Here is an 18,162-nt window from a genome sequence, read left to right on the forward strand (position 1 = left end):
TTTCTTGAACAACTTCCCCGGGTTGCCATGCGTGCGGATCGATCGCTTCCGCACGCATGGCGACGGCGATCCGGTTTCCCGGATCGACGGACGGTGATCAGAACCTCAGCTGCAGCGAAACCTGGTAACGGCGACCGGTGCTGTAGCGGTTGGCCGGCTGGAACTTTTCCTCGAAGTACTGGAAATACTCCTCGTCGAGCAGGTTCTGCGCGTCGAAGTTCAGCTGCACCTGTTCGCTGAACTTCCAGCCCAGGCTCGCGCCGAGATCGGCGTACTCATCCACGCTCACCGGCGGCGCACCGGCGACGAAGCCGCCGGCCAGGTACTCGCTGCGCCAGCCATAGGTGACGCGGGCGCTGAACGGCCCCTTCTCGTAGTACGGGCTCAGGTTGTACTGGTTGCGCGACTGGTAGGGCAGATCGTTGCCGGCCGCCGTTTCGCCATCGGCGAAGGTGTAGTTGGCGGTGATGCCGAAGCCGGTGTCGGCGAACGGCTGCTGGTAGCTCAGGTTGACGCCCTTGATCTTGCCGTTGCCGGCGTTGCGCGGACGCGTTATTGCGTAATTGCAGAAACCGTCTGCCGTGCACAGGCCCTGGGCGACGAATTCCTCGAACAGTTCCGGATCCGGATCGTCGCTGAGCGAGTTGAACTGGCGCTCGATGCCGGCGTCGGTCTCGATGAAATTGTCGATGTCCTTGTAGAACAGCGAGGCCGCCAGCAGTGCCTCGTCGGCGAAGTACCATTCGGCCGACAGGTTGTAGTTGGCCGACTCGTAGGCGCCCAGGTCCGGGTTGCCGCCGCTGCCGAGCAGGGTGGTGTCGTTGAGGAAGGTGGTCGGCGCCATCTGGTTGTACGGCGCCCAGGCCACGACCTTGGCGGCGGCGAAGCGCAGCAGGAAGTCGTCGGTCACGTAGAACGCGGCATTCAGCGATGGCAGCACGTAGCTGTTGTCGTTCTGGTGGCTGACCCGCCATTGCGGCTGCACCGGCAGGCTCGGCGCATCGCCGCCGAGGTTGAAGCCGGTGCTTTCGATCTCGGCGCGGACGTAGCGCAGGCCGACGTTGCCGCGCCAGCGGTCGCTGCTGAAGTTCAGTTGCGTGTAAGCCGACGAGTTGGTCTGCGTGAAATCGAAGGTGCCGTTGAAGAAGGTGCCCGCATCCGGATTGGCGAAGTTGGGCGGGCCGTTGTTGACCCAGTTGATCACGTTGTCGCGCCCGACCTGGACCGGCCGGCCGTGGCTGGGCCCGAAGCCGGTGTGGTCGACGAATCCGAGCGTGCCGACCTGCGACAGGTCGCCGACCGGCGGGATGCCGTAGACGTTGCTGAGCAGGTTCTCGTTGTGTTCGTGGCGACGCACGCCGAACAGCAGCTGGTTGAAGACGCTGTCGAAATCGATGCTGAAATCGAGCTGGCCGTAGGTGTCCTCGGTCTCGGTGTTGACGATGCCGTGGTTGCCCATGAAGCCTTCGGCGCGCCAGTTGGCCGGATTGCCTGCGGCTACGGGATCGTCGTAGCGGATGCCGTTGTTGATGTCCCAGCTGAAGCCGCCGGTGAACACCGGTTCGATGAACCACTGCTTGAGGTCGTTGTCGGACTTGCTCTGTCCGATCTGGCCGGACAGCTTCCAGCCGTCGCCGTAGTACGCGCCCTGCAGGTCGAGGCCCTTGGTGACCGGTTCCGAGGCGCGGACGTTGTTGTCGTAGAACACCAGGCTGTCCGGCCCGCTGTGGCCACCGGTGACGATGCCGTTGCCGCCGGGCGTCAGCTGGTCGACCGATTCGGGACGCGTGGTCAGGAAGTTGTAGGTCGACTGGTTGTAGTTGGCGAAGTCTTCCTTGATGTACAGCGCGTTGAGGTTGAATTCCCAGGCGTCGCTGGGCCGGAACTGCAAGGTGGCGGTGATGCTGTCGCGCTTGCGCGTCTGCTGGAACCAGGCGGCGTTGACGAAGTTCGGCACCTGCGCGTTGGGATCGACGCCGGCCGCGTTCGGGAACATCGATGCCGGCACGTAGCCGAAGATCTCCACACCCTGGCGATCGACCTGTTCCTCATAGTGTTGTGCAGCCACCACGAAGCCGAAGGTCTCTTCCGGGTTCTTCCAGCTGTACAGCGCCGAGACGCTCGGCTTCACCTTGCCGGCCTGGTCGTTGTAGTTGAAGCCCAGCGTGCCGGTGATGCTGTTGGCGTCCAGGTCCAGCGGCTTGCGCGTGTGCATGAACACCGTGCCGCCCAGGCTGCCTTCAGGCAGCCGCGCTTCCGATGACTTGTAGACCTCCAGCCGACCGATGATCTCGGCGGCGATCTGGGTCTGGTCGAAACCGCGGTTGGGCTGCTCGCCGAACAGCCAGATCGACTGCGCCACCGGGTGGCCGTCGAGGAAGGTGAGGTTGAGGCTGGGATCGGTGCCGTCGATGCTGACGCGTTCGCCCTGGCCGAAGCGGCGGTCGATGGTCACGCCCGGGATCTGCGTCATCGCCTCGGCGACATTGGTGTTGGGGAACTCGCCGAGATCCTCGGCGCTGAGCGCTTCGACCACGGCATTGGCATCGCGCTTGGTCTGCAGCGCCTGCTGCAGGCTGGCGCGTATGCCGGTGACGGTGATCGTCTCCAGTTCGGTAGTCGGCTGTTGTTGCGGCGCGGTTTCCTGCGCGGTGCTGTCCTGTGCAGGGGTGTCCTGCGCGTGGGCGTGCGTAGCGAAACCCAGGCAGGTGACTATTGCTGCCGAAAGTACGGATCTGCGGTACTTCATGGTGCTTCTCCCATCACTGATTGAGTTACGGCCGCCGATCCGAACCGGACCGCCGCCATGCCGAGTGCCTGCTTGCGTCGCAACGCGCCACTCCCCCAATGACGTGCCTCTTTCCCTGCGCCAACACCGGCGCCCTGGTGTTCATGTCCTTTCACCGCGCTGGCCCAGATACCAGCTGGCTGCCCCGATCACCCCCAGTTGCCCGTGCTCCACCAGCTTCACGGGAATACGTTCCAGCGCCTCGCGCATCGGACCCTTGTTGAGGAACCGTTCGACGAAGCTGCTCTGCATCAGGAATTCGCGGATCTGCGGCAGGATGCCGCCGGCCAGATAGATACCGCCCTGCACGCCATACAGCAGCGCCAGGTCGCCGACCACACTGCCGAGCAGGCCGCAGAACACGTCCAGGCTTTCGCGCGCCAGCGGATCCTGTCCGGCCAGCGCGGCTGCGGTGATCTCGCCGGGCGTGGCGTAATTCGATGCGCTGCCGTGCAGCGCGCACAGCGCGACATGAAGATTCTTCAAGCCCGGCCCCGACAGGGCATGTTCGATCGGCACGTGGCTGCGTTGCCGCAGCATCTGCTTGAGCAGCGCCATTTCCAGATCGTTGCCGGTGGTCAGCGCCGCCTGCCCGGCTTCGGTGGCCAGCACCACGGCGCGCGCGCCGACTGGAATCCAGACCGCGGCGCCGAGGCCGGTGCCGGGGCCGACCACCAGCGTGGGTCCACGCGGTGCGACCTGCGGGCCGGTGAGGCGCAGCACTTCGCTGGCATCGACATAGGCGGCGGCGTGGGCGACAGCTTCGAAATCGTTGACGAAGCGGAACTGGCGCAGGCCCAGGCGCGCGCGGATCTCATGCAACGACACCCGCCACGGCAGGTTGGCGGTGATCAGCGAACCGTCCTCGCGCGGATATCCGGCACTGGCGATCGCGCCTTCCTCGACCGAGGTGCCGTCCAGTCCGGCGATGAAATCCTCGAGGATCTCGGCCAGCCCGGGGTAGTTCGCGCAGGCGTATTTGCGGTAGTTGAGCACGTTGACCGGATGCGCCGGGTCGCCGCTGGCGCGTACCAGGCCGATGCGCACATGCGTGCCGCCGACGTCGGCGGCGATGAACGGCGCGCCCGGCCTTGTGGCATCCGACGGCAATGGACTGGCGATGGCGACCACAGGGACTCCCGGTGAGCACGTCGCGGCAAAACAACCGGTACGGGCTTTCGGGGCGAGTCTGGAAGCGCTTTGACAACGATGTCAACAGATTGTCATGAAGCTCTGCCGCGACCCGTTCGATCCGTCGCAAATGCGACAACTTGAAAAGCCGTAATGATCGATTGATTGCAAAAATGTGCATATTCATGCGCTTTTTGCCCAAAATTCCGGTGGCGCGGGGCGCATTCCGTGTTGCATCGCAGCAGTCCAGCGGCGCAAATACGGCGCTGGACCATGTCGTTGGTCGTGGCCCGGAACGAAAAAATGTGACAACGTTGTTCCCAGTCCAGCCCGGCTCATGGGGAGCCCGTGCCGGAACCTGCCTGCTCCAGGAGTCCCGTCCATGTCCGTAGCCGCGTCCGCATCGCAACCCACGCGCCAGATCACGTCCATCGCCATCATCGGCGCGCTGTTCTTCGTGTTCGGATTCGTCACCTGGCTCAACGGGCCGCTGATCACCTTCGTCAAATACCGTTTCACGCTCAGCGACATCGGCGCGTTCCTGGTGCTGACGGTGTTCTACCTGTCCTACTTCTTCCTGGCGCTGCCGTCGGCCAGCCTGCTCAAGCGCACCGGCATGAAGAAGGGCATGGCGCTGGGATTGCTGGTGATGGCGGTGGGCGCGTTCGCGTTCGGCGAATTCGTGCTGCGCGGTTCCTACCCGGGCGCGCTGGCCGGTCTGTTCACCATCGGCGCGGGACTGGCGCTGCTGCAGACCGCCGCCAATCCCTACATCAGCATCGTCGGCCCGATCGAAGGCGCGGCGCAGCGCATCGCGGTGATGGGCATCTGCAACAAGACCGCCGGCGCGCTCGCGCCCTATGCTTTCGCCGTGATCGTCCTGGCCGGCATCGACAAGTTCGACGCGCAACTGGCGGCGGCGACACCGGTCGCGCGCGAAGCGCTGTTGAACGATTTCGCCGCCAAGGTGCATGGCCCCTACCTGGTGATGGCGGGCATCCTGGTAGTGCTGGCGATCGCGCTGATGCGTTCGCCGCTGCCCGACATCCGCCCCGAGGAAGCCAACGCCGCGCCGGTCACGTCCGGCGCCAGCCAGCGCAACAGCCTGATGCAGTTCCCGCATGTGTGGCTCGGCGCGCTGTGCATCTTCGTCTACGTCGGCGTCGAAGTGATGGCGGGCGATGCCATCGGCACCTATGGCAGCGCATTGGGTCTGCCGCCGGGCGACACCCGCTTCTTCACCATGTTCACGCTGATCGCGATGCTGGTCGGTTACCTCGCCGGCCTGGTGCTCATTCCGCGCTTCGTCTCGCAGGAACGCTACCTCGGGTTCTCGGCGATGCTCGGCGTGCTGTTGACCTTCGGCGCGTTCATGACCAGCGGCTACGTGTCGGTCGGATTCGTGGCTGCGCTGGGTTTCGCCAATGCGATGATGTGGCCGGCGATCTTCCCGCTGGCGATCGAAGGCCTCGGCCGCCTCACCGAACGCGGCTCTGCGCTGCTGATCATGGGCATCGCCGGCGGCGCGATCATCCCGCAGCTGTTCGCGCTGCTGAAGCAGCACATCCACTTCCAGCTGGTGTTCCTGCTGCTGATGGTGCCGTGCTACCTGTACATCCTCTACTACGGGATGCGCGGCCACCGCGTCGGCATGCCGGCCTCGAAGTGATCAACGCCGTCGTGAAGCGCATGGCACCGACCACTTCCCACGCAGGCGGACACTGACGTGCGCAGACCAACCATCAAGGACGTCGCCGAGCGGGCCAAGGTCTCGCTCAAGACGGTGTCGCGGGTGATCAACAACGAGCCGTCGGTGATGCAGGGCACGCGCGCGCGCGTGCTGCATGCGATCAGCGAACTCGACTACGAACCCGATCCGTCGGCGCGCAACCTGCGCAGCGCGACGCCGTTCGTGATCGGCCTGGTCTACGACAACCCCAATCCGTACCACATCATCGGCGTGCAGAACGGCGTGCTGGCGGCGTGCCGGGAAACCGGTTTCGACCTGCAGATCCATCCCTGCGATTCCAGTTCGCCGCTGCTGGCCGACGAACTGGGCGAGTGGGCGCGGCGTTCGCGCCTGGCCGGACTTGTGCTGACTGCGCCGATGTCCGAGTCGCCTGAATTGATCGCCGCGCTCGCCGCACGCGGCGTCAAGCTGGTGCGCATCATCGCCGCGACCGAGGATCCGCGCGATGGCCATCCCTGCGTCTATGTCGACGACCACGATGCCGCCTACGAGATCACCGAGCATCTGATCCAGCTCGGTCACCAGCGCATCGGCTTCCTGTGGGGCGGGCTGGCGCACCGCTCCAGTACCGAGCGCTACCAGGGCTACGAGAAGGCGCTGAAGGACTACGGCATCACCCTGGACAAGCATCTGGTGGTGCAGGGCGACTACACTTTCGACGATGGTTTCCGCGGTGCGCGGCGGCTGCTGGCGCTGCGCGATCCGCCGACCGCGATCTTCGGCTCCAACGACGAGATCGCCGCAGGCGTGCTGGCGGCCGCCAAGTCCGCGGGTATGAACGTGCCCTACGATCTGTCGATCGCCGGCTTCGAGGACAGTCCGTTCTCAAAGCAGTCGTGGCCGGCGCTGACCACCGCCAAGCAGGCTACCGAAGACATCGCGCGGCATGCGGCGCGGCTGCTGATCAGCGGCCTGCGCCAGGATGCCTACGAGGACAACCCGATCGTCATGCACAACCAGGGCTTCGTGCCGCAGCTGGTGGTGCGCGGCTCGACCGCGCCAATGCGTCCGCGCGCATCCGGCAACGAGAATTGAGAACAGAGAAATGCCGCAACACGAGAGTCACGCATTGCCCGTCGCCAGCGACACCCTGATGTTCCGCGAAGCGGCGGAAACCGCCGACGTGGTCGCGCGCCAGTTCGAGCGCAACGCCGCAGTGGTGTCGCGGCTTGCGGATGAACTGCGCCGCCAGCCGCCGCCGTTCATCGCCACCTGCGCGCGCGGCAGTTCGGATCACGCCGCCACGTATGCGAAGTACGTGTTCGAGACGCAGCTCGGTTTCATCACCGCGTCGGTGTCGCCTTCGGTCGGCTCGGTCTATGAAGCGAAACAGCAGCTGCGCGGCGCGCTGTACCTGGTGATCTCGCAGTCGGGCAAGAGCCCCGACCTGCTGCGCAATGCCGAAGCCGCGCGCGCGGCAGGCGCGCGCGTGGTGGCGCTGGTGAATGCGGAGGACTCGCCGCTGGCGGCGCTGGCCGACACCGTGCTGCCGCTGCATGCCGGGCCCGAGCGGAGCGTGGCGGCGACCAAGAGTTACCTGGCGTCGCTGTCGGCGATCCTGCAGCTGGCGGCGCACTGGAAGAACGAAGCGCCGTTGCTGGACGCGCTGCCGCGTCTGCCCGATGCGCTGCGCACGGCGTGGCAGGCGGACTGGTCCGCGCTCGGCGATGGCCTGGTCGATGCGCGCAACCTGTTCGTGCTCGGTCGCGGACTCGGCCTGGCCGCCGCGCAGGAAGCCGCGCTCAAGTTCAAGGAAACCTGCGGCCTGCACGCCGAGGCCTACAGTTCGGCCGAAGTGAGGCACGGGCCGATGGCGCTGGTCGGGCCGGGCTTCCCGGTACTGGCGTTCGCGCAGCCGGACGAAACCGGTGCCGGCACGCGCGCGGCGGCCGAAGAGTTCCGCGCGCGCGGTGCGCAGGTCTGGATCGCAGACGCGAACGTCGAAGCTTCGGCAAGCTCGGCGCAGGTCCTGCCGCTGGCCGCGTCGCCGCATCCGGCCTGCGCGCCGTTGCTGACCATCCAGAGTTTCTATCGCGCCATCAACACACTGGCGCTGCGTCGCGGGCACAATCCGGACATGCCGCCGCATCTCAACAAGGTCACGGAGACGGTGTGATGGCGACTGCACTGATCAATGGCCGGGTACTGACCGGACAGGGTTTCCGCGACGACCTCGTCGTGCTGATCGATGGCGATCGCATCGTCGACCTGCTGCCGCGCGATGACCTGCGCATCGGCGAAGCCACGCCGCACGACCTGCGCGGTGCCTGGCTGCTGCCGGGGTTCATCGATGCCCAGGTCAATGGCGGCGGCGGCGTGCTGTTCAACAACACGCCGGATGTCGATGCGCTGCGCCGCATCGGCCAGGCGCATCGGCGTTTCGGCACCACCGGTTACCTGCCGACCCTGATCAGCGACGACCTGGCCGTGATGCGCAAGGCGATCGGCGCGACGCGCGAGGCGATCGAACAGGGCGTGCCGGGCGTGCTCGGCATCCATCTGGAAGGCCCCTACATCGCACCGGCGCGCAAGGGCACGCATGATCCGGCCAAGTTCCGCGCGCCCGATGCGCAGGAAATCGAACTGGCAACCTCACTCGACAACGGCTGCACGCTGATCACGCTGGCGCCGGAGCAGGTGCCGCTGGACGACATCCGCGCGCTGGTCGAACGCGGCGCGATCGTCGCTGCCGGCCACACCGCCGGCAGCTACGAACAGATCCGCGCCGGGCTCGACGCCGGCGTCAGCGGCTTCACCCATCTGTACAACGCGATGACGCCGCTGCAGGGACGCGAGCCCGGCGTGGTCGGCGCCGCGCTGGAAGATCGCAACAGCTGGTGCGGCGTGATCGTCGACGGCGTGCACGTGCACCCGGCCAGCCTGCGCGTGGCGCTGGCTGCCAAGCCGCGCGGCAAGGTGTTCCTGGTCACCGATGCGATGCCGCCGGTCGGCGCCGACGATCCCAGCTACGAGCTGTACGGCGAGATCATCACCGCGCGCGATGGCGTGGTGCGCAACGCCGCCGGCTCGCTCGCAGGTTCCGCGCTGGACATGGCCAGCGCCGTGCGCAACACGGTCGGCATGCTCGGCCTGCCGCTGGAGGAAGCCGCGCGCATGGCCTCGACCTATCCCGCCGAATTCCTCGGCCTGGGCGACAGTCACGGACGCATCGCCGCCGGCTATCACGCCGACTTCGTGGTGCTGGACGCAGCGCTGCAGGTCGTAGCGACGTGGATTGGCGGCCGTCCGGATTGATCGTCGCCTGGATTCGCATGGGTGATCCGCATGCGGTATCACGCAGGCACGAACGCTTCGCGATGAGGTAAACCGTGTCGTCGAAACCGCAGCGATTCACTTCCGTCGATGCCTTGCGCGGCCTCACCGTCGCGGCGATGCTGCTGGTCAACAATCCCGGCGATTGGGGCCACGTCTACGCGCCGCTGCTGCATGCGGACTGGCATGGCTGCACGCCGACGGATTTGATCTTTCCGTTCTTCCTGTTCGTGGTCGGCGTCTCGATCGCGCTGGGCATCGTGCCGCGCGTCGAAGCCGGCTCCGACCGATTGCTGCTGCAACGAACGGTATTGATCCGCGCCGCGCGCATCATCGGACTCGGCCTGCTGCTGCACCTGCTCGCCTGGTGGCTGCTCGACAGGGAACACTTCCGTCCCTGGGGCGTGCTGCAGCGTATCGGGTTGTGCTTTGCCATCGTCGGCGTGCTGGCGATCCACACGCGTGCGCGGGCGCAGTGGTGGATCCTGTCGACGCTGCTGCTGGGTTACTGGGCGTTGCTCGCCGCGGGCGGCAGTTACGCGCCGCTGGACAATATCGCCAGCCGCGTCGATACGGCACTGTTCGGCGTATTGCTGTACCAGTTCGATCCGGCCAGCGGCCGCGGCCACGATCCGGAAGGCCTGTTGAGCACCTTGCCCGCGATCGCGACCACCCTGTTCGGCCTGCGCGCGGGCGACTGGTTGCGCCATGATCGACTGCGCACGCTCTGCCTGACCGGCGCCGCATCGCTGCTGCTGGGAGGACTGTGGTCGTTGTCGCTGCCGCTCAACAAGAACCTGTGGACCTCGTCGTACGTATTGTGGACGGCGGGCTGGGCGATGCTGGCGCTGGCGATGGCGCATGTCTTAATCGACCGCCGCGGCTGGTCCGCGCTGGGTCGCAGCTTCGGCGTCAACGCGATCGTCGCCTATGCCGGTTCCGCGGCGATGGTGATCGTGTTCGCGGCACTCGGATGGTGGGAGCCGCTCTATCGCATCGGCTTCGCCGACTGGCTGACCCCGCGTTTCGGTCCCGCGCTGCCGTCGCTGCTGTTCGCGATGGCGTTCGTCGCGCTGTGGTGGCTGATCGTGCGCGCGATGGACCGGCGCGGCTGGCACATCAAGATCTGACTGGTTGACTGGCAATGGCTCCATGCCGAGGGCCATCGAATGCGCCGATTGGCCTCATTCGCAAGGCTTGACAGGGCTCGAACGTTGAATAACCATCGGGTTATGAATCCGTCCTCCGATCCCATCACGCCCGACCGCCTCGATGCGACCTTCGCCGCGCTGGCCGATCCGACCCGGCGCGCGATCCTGGCGCGTCTGGCTGCCGGCGAAGCTTCGGTGACCGAACTGGCCGAACCGTTCGCGATGAGCCAGCCGGCGATCTCCAAACACCTCAAGGTACTGGAGCGTGCCGGCCTGATCTCGAGCGGCAACGTGGCGCAACGTCGCCCGCGCAGGCTGGAGGCGCAACCGCTGGCCGAAGCCAACCAGTGGCTGGAGCGCTACCGGGAATTCTGGGAGTTGTCCTACCTGCGCCTGGATGGCGTGCTCGAGGAATTGAAGGCAGGCCAGCCGACACCCGCACGCAACAGGCGTCGACGCCCACCGGCTTGAGCCTTGTCGCCGTGGCGATACGACAGCCATGTCCATCAGCCAGCAAACTGCCAACGAGGGAGTGACGAGATGAGTTTCGCGGACACGTTCAAGGTATCGACGCCGACCGATCGCGAGATCCGGATCACCCGCGTCTTCGACGCGCCACGGGCGCTGGTGTTCGATGCGTTCACCAAGGCCGAGTTGCTCAAGCGCTGGATGTCAGGACCGCCGGGCTGGACGTTCGAGGTCTGCGAGATCGACCTGCGCGTTGGTGGCACCTACCGCTACGTCTGGCGTGGACCGGATGGCAGCGAGATGGGCATGGGTGGCGTGCATCGTGAGATCGTGGTGCCGGAACGCGTGGTCAACACGCAGCGTTTCGACCAGGACTGGACCGGCGGCGAAGCGGTCGGCACGCTGGTACTCACCGAAGTCGAAGGCAGGACGATCAGCACCAACACCGTGCTGTACGCGTCGAAGGAAGCGCGCGACGGTGCGTTGGCTTCCGGCATGGAACACGGGATGGCAATGGGTTACGACCGGCTCGAAACGCTGTTGCCGACACTGCAGGCGGAGGGCACGACATGAACACGCAGGCGACTTCGCAACAGGGCCGGGCGCGCCGGATCGGGCGCAGCGTCGGCGCCGTGCTCGCCGGGTTCCTCGCCGTGGTGGTGCTGTCGCTCGGCACCGACCAGTTGTTCCATGTACTGGGCGTCTATCCGGCCTGGGGCCAGCCGATGCACGAACCCGGCTTGAACCTGCTTGCACTGGGCTATCGCATCGTCTACACGGTCGTCGGCGGTTACATCACCGCGCGGCTGGCACCGCATTCTCCGATGACACATGTCTGGGTGCTGGCCTTCATCGGATTGCTGTTGGGCACGGCCGGTGCGATCGCCACGATTCCGATGGACATCGGACCGCGGTGGTATCCGATCGCGCTTGCCGCCACCGCGCTGCCATGCACATGGCTGGGCGGGAAGCTGTTTCGAGAACGCTCACCACGTCGATAGAAACATGCAGATGATCGACACGCCACGCATCACCCCAGCGGAACTCCCATCGGCCGCCGGTATCGGACGGCAGGTATCGAAGCGAGCCAAGCCATGAGGCGCGAGCAGATTCCTTCCTGCGGCGGACCTGCTGTGGATTCCCCCGTGGCAGCAAGGCAAAAAACAGGTCCCTCACTGCGTTCGTAATGACAGCTGGGGAGGGCACGATGCGAGGAGTTCGAACCGCCGTGAACAAAGTCGCCACACCTGCAGCACGCACGAGTCCCGGCGCAGCGACGCCGCAGGAACCCTTGAAAGCGTCATCGGCGCGCGCGGCGGGAATCAAACCAAAAGCTGCGGCGAAAGCCACGCCCAAGGCCAGGCAAGCAGCCGCCAAGACTGCCACGCGTTCTGCCGCCACGACCACGCCATCCACATCGACCGATGAGCAATTGCAGGCCACGCTGCAATGGCTGCGACAACACAGCAGCAAGGCCACACTGGCGGGCATGGCACGCTACGGGCTGCCCTCGGATCGTGCGCTGGGTGTGACCATGGCGCACATGCTGCAGTTGTCGAAACGGATCGGCCGCAATCGCGCGCTGGCCGCGGCGCTCTGGGATACCGGCGTGTACGAGGCGCGGATGGTCGCGGCGATGATCGACGACCCGGCGCAGGTCACGGCCGCACAGATGGATCGCTGGTGCAGGGACTTCGACAACTGGGGCATCTGCGACACGGTGTGCTTCAAGCTGTTCGACCGCGCGCCGCATGCCTGGGCGAAAGTCGTGCAGTGGAGCGGAAAGCGCGATGAATTCGGCAAGCGTGCTGCCTTTGCACTGCTGTGGGGACTGACCGTGCACGACAAGCAGGCGTCCGATGCAAGGTTCATCGAAGGCCTGCGCCTGATCGAACGCGCCGCCACCGACGAGCGCCACTTCGTCATGAAGGCGGTGAACATGGCGCTGCGCGCGACCGGCAAGCGCAATCGTGCATTGAACACTGCCGCGGTGGGCGTGGCGCGCCGACTGGCCGGGTCGTCTTCGGCAGCGGCGCAATGGATCGGCAAGGACGCGCTGCGCGAACTGTCCAGCCCTGCACTGCAGCGTCGCCTCAAGGCGTGATCACGGAATACGCGGCAACGGTTACTGCGGCAGCGCGTACGCGATCACGTAATCGCCGATCGGCGTTTCCATGAAGTGGTGGCCGCCGGCCATGATGACCAGATACTCGCGGCCGTCGATCGCGTAGACCATCGGGTTGGCCTGGCCGCCGGCCGGCAGCACGTCCTGCCAGAGGGTTTCGCCGGTGTCGATGTCGATGGCACGGATCAGGTTGTCGGTGGCCGCGGCGATGAACACCAGGCCGCCGGCGGTGACGGCCGAGCCGCCATTGTTCGGCGTGCCGATGTGGATCGGCAGGTGCGAGGCAATGCCCATCGGACCGTTGGCGCGCGCCGTGCCGAAGGGACGATCCCATAGCGTCTGGCCCGTGCGCAGATCGATCGCGCGGATGCCGCCGTACGGCGGCTGCTTGCACAGCAGTCCGGTGAAGGGCTGGCGCCAGCCGGCATTGACGTCGATGGCGTACGGCGTGCCGACCTGCGGATCGCCGGCGCCTTCGGCACCGCCGATGTCGCCGCGCACCTCGTCGCGCGGCGCCCAGCCGAGCCGGTCGGCTTCCGCGCGCGGCACCAGGCGGTTATGGTTGGGCATGTCGTTGTAGTTGGCGACGATGATCCCGCGGCGCGGATCGACCGCGATGCCGCCCCAGTCGGAACCGCCGTTGTAGCCGGGATACTCGATCGAATGCGTGTCCGAGGTCGGCGGCGTGTAGAAACCTTGGTAACTGGCGCGGCGGAACTGGATGCGACAGATCATCTGGTCGACCGGCGAGATGCCCCACATGTCGCGCTCGGTCAGGTCCGGCTTGCGCAGCGTGTGGTAGCTCGAAAACGGTTGCGTCGGCGAACGCTGTTCCGGCTCGACGCCGCCCTGCGGTACCGGTCGTTCCTCGACCGGCGTCAGCGACTTGCCGCTGCGGCGATCGAGCACGTACATGTCGCCCTGTTTGCTCGGCAGGACCAGCGCCGGTACCGCGCCACCGGCGGTGGGAAAATCGACCAGCGTCGCCTGCGAGCCGAGGTCGTAATCCCAGACATCCTTGTGCACGCTCTGGAAGTGCCAGGCTGGCTTGCCGGTGGTCACGTCGAGCGCGACCAGCGACGTCGAGTACCTGTTTTCCGGCGCGGTGCGCGAACCGCTCCAGTAATCGGCGGCGGAATTGCCCATCGGCAGATAGACCAGGCCGAGCTGTTCATCGCCGGTGGCCGTGGTCCACATGTTCGGCGTGCCGCGGGTATAGGTCTGGCCCGGCGGCGGCAGGCCGGTGGTTTCCGGGCGCGCCATGTCCCAGGCCCAACGCAGTTCGCCGGTGACCGCATCGAATCCCTTGATCACGCCGGAAGGCGCATCGCGACGCTGGCCGTCGAGCACCTGGTGGCCGGTGACGATCACGTCACGCACGATCGTCGGTGCCGAAGTGATCGACACCATGCCCGGCGGCGTGCTGCCCATGCCGACCTTGATGTCGATCGCGCCGTTGTTGCCGAAGCCGGCGCAGGGCTGGCCGGTACGCGCATCGACCGCGATCAGGCGGCCATCGAGCGTGCCTTCGATGATCCGTGTCGGGCAGCCCTGCGCGGCGATCGCGGCAGCATTGGCCGGCAGGGCGGCGTCGCTGTCGGCGGCGGCGTTCGCGGTCGCCGCCACGGCATCCGCCGGCAACGCGTAATAGGCCACACCACGACAGGCTGCGGTGTAGGGAATCGCCGAGTCGGGCACCTTCGGATCGTAGCGCCAGCGCTGCTTGCCGTTGCGTGCATCCAGCGCGATCAACCGGTTGCGTGCCGTGCACAGGTAGAGCGTGTCACCGACCTTCAGTGGCGTCGTCTCCGCGCCCCAGCGGTGTTCCGGCAGGTCGCCGGTGCGGAACGTCCAGGCGCGTTGCAGTTGCTTCACGTTGTCGCGATCGATCTGCGCCAGCGGCGAATAGCGCATCGCAGCATTGCTGCGTCCATACGCGGCCCAGTCGTCGTCCGCGGGCGCATCCTTGGCCTGGACGAACGTGCCTGCAGCGGTTTTTGGCGCGACAGTGCCTGCCGTGGCCTGCGGCGCAGAGGATTTCCCGCGGGTGACGCCGTAGGGGACGAAGGCCAGCGCGAACGCCGCGATGAAGACCACGCCCAGCGCGGCTGCGACGACGCGCGACACGCGCCGCGAAGGGCCGCCCGACAGGCGCGGCAGCAGCAAGGCGAGCACGATGCCGAGCGCGACGATCAATCCGAACCGCGGCACCCAGCGCCAGTAATCCAGTCCCGATTCCCACGCCGTCCACAGCAACGTGCCGACGAACACCGCCGCGAACCACCACGCGCCGGACATGCGGTCGCGCGCCAGTTGCACCCCGGCGACCAGCAGGCCGATGCCCGCCGGCAGGTAATACCAGGAGCCACCGAGGATCAGCAACCACGCGCCGCCGACTGCCAGCGCCAGGCCCAGCAACGCCGTCACGATGCCAAGCAGGATCAGCGGCCAGCGACTCGGGCGACGCGCGGGCGTGCTGGACATGCGATACCTCCATGCAGACTGGCCACGCCGTACCGGCAATGGCGATCGCATCCGGATCGGAGTCTGCAAGCCTCGTCGAAAAGGCAACGTGAGGAATCGCCGTCCGGCACGGCCGCATGGCCTCTCAGTTCAGCGGTTCCCAGGTCAGCGCCTTGCCGCTGCCGGTGCGAGCCACCTTGATCCGCGCAGCGCTCGCCGCACAGGCTTCAGCGGCGGCGGTCATCAGCTTGCTGCGCAGACCGACGGTCTGGGTGGGATCGTTGATGGCCAGCACGCGTTCGACATCCTTCAGGCTCGGTTCCCTGGGATCGAGGCAATCCACGGTCAGCGATTCCTCGGTTTCGGCGCGTACCTCGACGGCGGGAAGGGCCTGCTGCGCGATCACCGCAGTGCTGGCCAGCAGGAGCGGAAGCGCGACGGACATTCGGTACTTCATGGTGCGACTCCTCAGCGGTTGTCATGGAGGAAACGGCTGCATGCGTCCATGCCGCGATGACGGCCACCCCTGTCCAACCCTGTGTGCCTGCTTGAACGCTGCCGTCCGCGCGGACGTTTTCTTGTCCGTGTACTGGCATGATTCTTGTGCTTCCGTCGAACGTCGGCGGAGGCCTGCGGATGGCGCAGCCGAGCCTATATAGCTACCGCGGATGTTGCCGCGTCGTGATGCCGCGTGTCGCCTGGACTTCCGCCGCCGGTGCCTGAAAGACAGGACTCTCGCTGATGCCCAGGGAGATGCGAAACAGCCTGGATCAGGCTTCGAACGATGGAGTCAACGCGCAGACGATGCGGCGCGTGCCTGCCGGATGGCCACGATGCGTGCCTTGCGCAATGCCTCGCCCAATGCCGGGCCCTGCAGTCCCTCGCGTGCGACGTCCGCAGCGCGCACGGCCAATGCGGCGGCATGCAGTCGCTGCAGTTCGCGGCCCGGCGGGTAATCGTCGTCGCCAGCACCGCCGCGGCCGCGCTTGTCGGCTTCGCAGACCAGGGCCAGCTGCGCGATGCGCTCCGGTTTGCGGAAAGCGTCGCAGCGCTCCAGCAGCTTGTGCACGGTGTCGTCGCGCAGCTCCGCCAGGCGATGCACGTTGAGGTGTTCTCGGCAGGCGGTCAGCGCCAGTTCGCGATACGCGGTCGGCACCTTCAGGCGCTCGCACAGCGCACGCAACGGAGCCAGGCCGCGTTGCTCGTGCATCAGGTGCTTCGGCAACTCGTCCACCGGCGTCAGGGCCTTGCCGAGGTCATGGGTCAACGCGGCGAATCCGATCAGGTCGTCGCCGGGCGCCAGTCGTGCGGCCATGTCGCAGACCATCTCCACGTGCACGCCGGTGTCGACTTCCGGATGGTATTCGGCGCGTTGCGGCACGCCGTAAAGCGCTTCCACTTCCGGCAGGATCGCCTGCAACGCGCCGCAGTCGTGCAGCGTGCTCAGGAACGCGGAGGGCCGTTTCGCCGCGAGCGCGCGCGACAGTTCCTGCCAGATCCGTTCCGGCACCAGCGCGTCGAGTTCGCCGGACGTCGTCATATCGCGCATCAGCGCCATCGTCTCCGGCGCGACGGTGAAACCGAGCGGTGCGAACCGGGCCATGAAGCGCGCCGCGCGCAGCACGCGCAGGGGATCCTCGACGAAGGCCGGCCCGACGTGACGCAGTACGCGCGCCTCGACGTCGCGGGCGCCGTCGAACGGGTCGACGAGTGTGCCGTCATCGTCCTCGGCAATCGCGTTGATGGTGAAGTCGCGCCTGCTCAGGTCTTCTTCGAGCGTGACCGAAGGATCGCTGTCGACGACGAAGCCGCGATGGCCGGGTGCCGATTTGCGCTCGGTGCGCGCCAGCGCGTATTCCTCGTTGCTGCGCGGATGCAGGAATACCGGGAAGTCGCGTCCGACCGGCCTGAAGCCGGCAGCGAGCATCGTCTCCGGGGTTTCGCCGACCACGACATGATCGCGATCACCGGGCTCGAGGCCGAGCAACCTGTCGCGGACCGCACCGCCGACGAGATAGGTCTTCATGGCACGGTCAGGATACGCGGGCGGGCGGGTTGCGGTGGAAAGCAGCGGGGGCGTCGCATCAGTTGCGCTCCACGGGCACGCTACATCTCGCCGAGGATGCGTGGCAGCAGTGGTGGCACTGGCGTCGGGGTGATGCCCAGTTTCGGCAGGCCGTTGTCGTCGCTGGTCGAATCCAGTTGCAGCGAACGCCAGTTGTCGCGGCTGATCGGCTTGCCGGGCAGGTGCTCGCCGACTTCGGCCTGCACCTGGCCCAGCGCGTCGGGCAGGGCGATCACGCCACGCGTCCAGCCTTTCGCCTGCGCGGTCATGCGCACGATGTCGGCCAGCGTGTAACGCTCCGGTCCGACCAGGTCGTAGCACTGACCGATGCTGGCCGGATTGCGTAGTGCGCGTGCGAAGGCTTCGCAGACATCGCCGATCCACACCGGCTGGAACAGCGCCCCGGCGCGCCCGATCGGCAGCATCGGCGTGAAGCGCAGCAGTCGGGCGAAACGGCAGAACAGTCCATCGCCCGGGCCGGCAATTACCGAAGGCCGGAACAGTGTCCAGTCCAGTCTGGATTCGCGTACCCGCGTTTCGGCATGGCCGCGCGCCTGCAGGTAATGACTGTCGCCGCCGCCGGCGTGCAGCGCACTCATCTGCAGCAGGCGCGCCACGCCCGTTTCGCGCATGGCAGCGATCACCTGTTCGGTCAGTTCGACGAACACGCGGTCGAAGCCGCTGCCGTCGTCGCCCTGTTCGTTGAGGATGCCGGCCAGGTTGACCACGGCATCGCAGCCGCTGAATGCGGCGCGCAGGAACGCCGCGTCGTGGACGTCGCCGGTGATCCATTCGGCCCCGTCCCGCATTCGCAGTTGCGGCACGGCATCGGCATCGCCGCGACCGATGACGCGGATCCTGAAGTCGTCCTCGCGCAGCCGCGCCAGCAGGTGGCGGCCGACGAAACCGCTGCCTCCCAGGATTGCGATGCGTGGATTGTCCATCGCC

General features: G+C 66.6%; 15 protein-coding genes. 9 read left to right on the top strand and 6 right to left on the bottom strand.

Features of this window, described 5'->3' with window-relative positions; translation table 11 throughout:
* Window positions 1-97: 97 nt before the first annotated feature.
* On the bottom strand, window positions 98-2,749 hold the full coding sequence (locus IP90_RS00785) for a TonB-dependent receptor (protein WP_144897679.1): 2,652 nt from the start codon (window positions 2,747-2,749) through the stop codon (window positions 98-100).
* A gap of 141 nt (window positions 2,750-2,890) precedes the next feature.
* On the bottom strand, window positions 2,891-3,919 hold the full coding sequence (locus IP90_RS00790; RefSeq protein WP_425477044.1) for a glucokinase family protein: 1,029 nt from the start codon (window positions 3,917-3,919) through the stop codon (window positions 2,891-2,893).
* A gap of 382 nt (window positions 3,920-4,301) precedes the next feature.
* Here IP90_RS00790 and IP90_RS00795 point away from each other — a divergent pair, with 382 nt between their 5' ends.
* From IP90_RS00795 to IP90_RS00835, 9 genes are all read left to right on the top strand, one after another.
* Complete coding sequence (locus tag IP90_RS00795; protein ID WP_144897681.1) at window positions 4,302-5,588, top strand: sugar MFS transporter; 1,287 nt, start codon at window positions 4,302-4,304, stop codon at window positions 5,586-5,588.
* Window positions 5,589-5,645: 57 nt separating this feature from the next.
* Window positions 5,646-6,704 (top strand): LacI family DNA-binding transcriptional regulator, encoded by a 1,059-nt coding sequence (locus IP90_RS00800; protein WP_144897682.1) that lies wholly within the window; start codon window positions 5,646-5,648, stop codon window positions 6,702-6,704.
* Between the two features lie 10 nt (window positions 6,705-6,714).
* The gene (locus IP90_RS00805; RefSeq protein ID WP_144897684.1) at window positions 6,715-7,785 is read left to right on the top strand and encodes an SIS domain-containing protein; all 1,071 of its coding nucleotides are present in this window, start codon (window positions 6,715-6,717) and stop codon (window positions 7,783-7,785) included.
* Window positions 7,785-8,924 (top strand): N-acetylglucosamine-6-phosphate deacetylase, encoded by a 1,140-nt coding sequence (nagA, locus tag IP90_RS00810; RefSeq protein ID WP_144897686.1) that lies wholly within the window; start codon window positions 7,785-7,787, stop codon window positions 8,922-8,924. Before IP90_RS00805 ends, nagA begins: the two co-directional genes overlap by 1 nt.
* 74 nt (window positions 8,925-8,998) lie before the next feature.
* Window positions 8,999-10,072, top strand: coding sequence for an acyltransferase family protein (locus IP90_RS00815; RefSeq protein WP_144897687.1), 1,074 nt, complete (start codon window positions 8,999-9,001; stop codon window positions 10,070-10,072).
* Window positions 10,073-10,174: 102 nt separating this feature from the next.
* On the top strand, window positions 10,175-10,564 hold the full coding sequence (locus IP90_RS00820) for an ArsR/SmtB family transcription factor (protein ID WP_144897689.1): 390 nt from the start codon (window positions 10,175-10,177) through the stop codon (window positions 10,562-10,564).
* Window positions 10,565-10,633: 69 nt separating this feature from the next.
* On the top strand, window positions 10,634-11,134 hold the full coding sequence (locus tag IP90_RS00825; RefSeq protein ID WP_144897691.1) for an SRPBCC family protein: 501 nt from the start codon (window positions 10,634-10,636) through the stop codon (window positions 11,132-11,134).
* Window positions 11,131-11,562, top strand: a complete 432-nt coding sequence (locus IP90_RS00830; protein ID WP_144897693.1) for a hypothetical protein — start codon at window positions 11,131-11,133, stop codon at window positions 11,560-11,562. The genes IP90_RS00825 and IP90_RS00830 overlap by 4 nt, the downstream gene beginning before the upstream one ends.
* 227 nt (window positions 11,563-11,789) lie before the next feature.
* Window positions 11,790-12,665, top strand: coding sequence for a DNA alkylation repair protein (locus IP90_RS00835; protein ID WP_199753362.1), 876 nt, complete (start codon window positions 11,790-11,792; stop codon window positions 12,663-12,665).
* Window positions 12,666-12,686: 21 nt separating this feature from the next.
* On the opposite strand, the gene IP90_RS00840 is transcribed toward IP90_RS00835, so the two are convergent.
* The 4 genes from IP90_RS00840 to IP90_RS00855 all read right to left on the bottom strand — a co-directional run bounded on the left by IP90_RS00840 (window position 12,687) and on the right by IP90_RS00855 (window position 18,158).
* Window positions 12,687-15,170, bottom strand: a complete 2,484-nt coding sequence (locus IP90_RS00840) for a membrane-bound PQQ-dependent dehydrogenase, glucose/quinate/shikimate family (RefSeq protein WP_144897697.1) — start codon at window positions 15,168-15,170, stop codon at window positions 12,687-12,689.
* 124 nt (window positions 15,171-15,294) lie between these two features.
* Window positions 15,295-15,606, bottom strand: coding sequence for a hypothetical protein (locus IP90_RS00845; protein ID WP_144897699.1), 312 nt, complete (start codon window positions 15,604-15,606; stop codon window positions 15,295-15,297).
* Window positions 15,607-15,939: 333 nt separating this feature from the next.
* On the bottom strand, window positions 15,940-17,175 hold the full coding sequence (locus IP90_RS00850; RefSeq protein ID WP_144897700.1) for a multifunctional CCA addition/repair protein: 1,236 nt from the start codon (window positions 17,173-17,175) through the stop codon (window positions 15,940-15,942).
* Between the two features lie 80 nt (window positions 17,176-17,255).
* A complete protein-coding gene (locus IP90_RS00855) occupies window positions 17,256-18,158 on the bottom strand; it encodes a complex I NDUFA9 subunit family protein (RefSeq protein WP_144897702.1) in 903 nt (300 codons plus the stop codon).
* Between the last annotated feature and the right edge of the window lie 4 nt (window positions 18,159-18,162).

The sequence above is a fragment of the Luteimonas cucumeris genome (assembly GCF_007830035.1).
In the GTDB taxonomy this organism is placed as follows: domain Bacteria; phylum Pseudomonadota; class Gammaproteobacteria; order Xanthomonadales; family Xanthomonadaceae; genus Luteimonas_C; species Luteimonas_C cucumeris.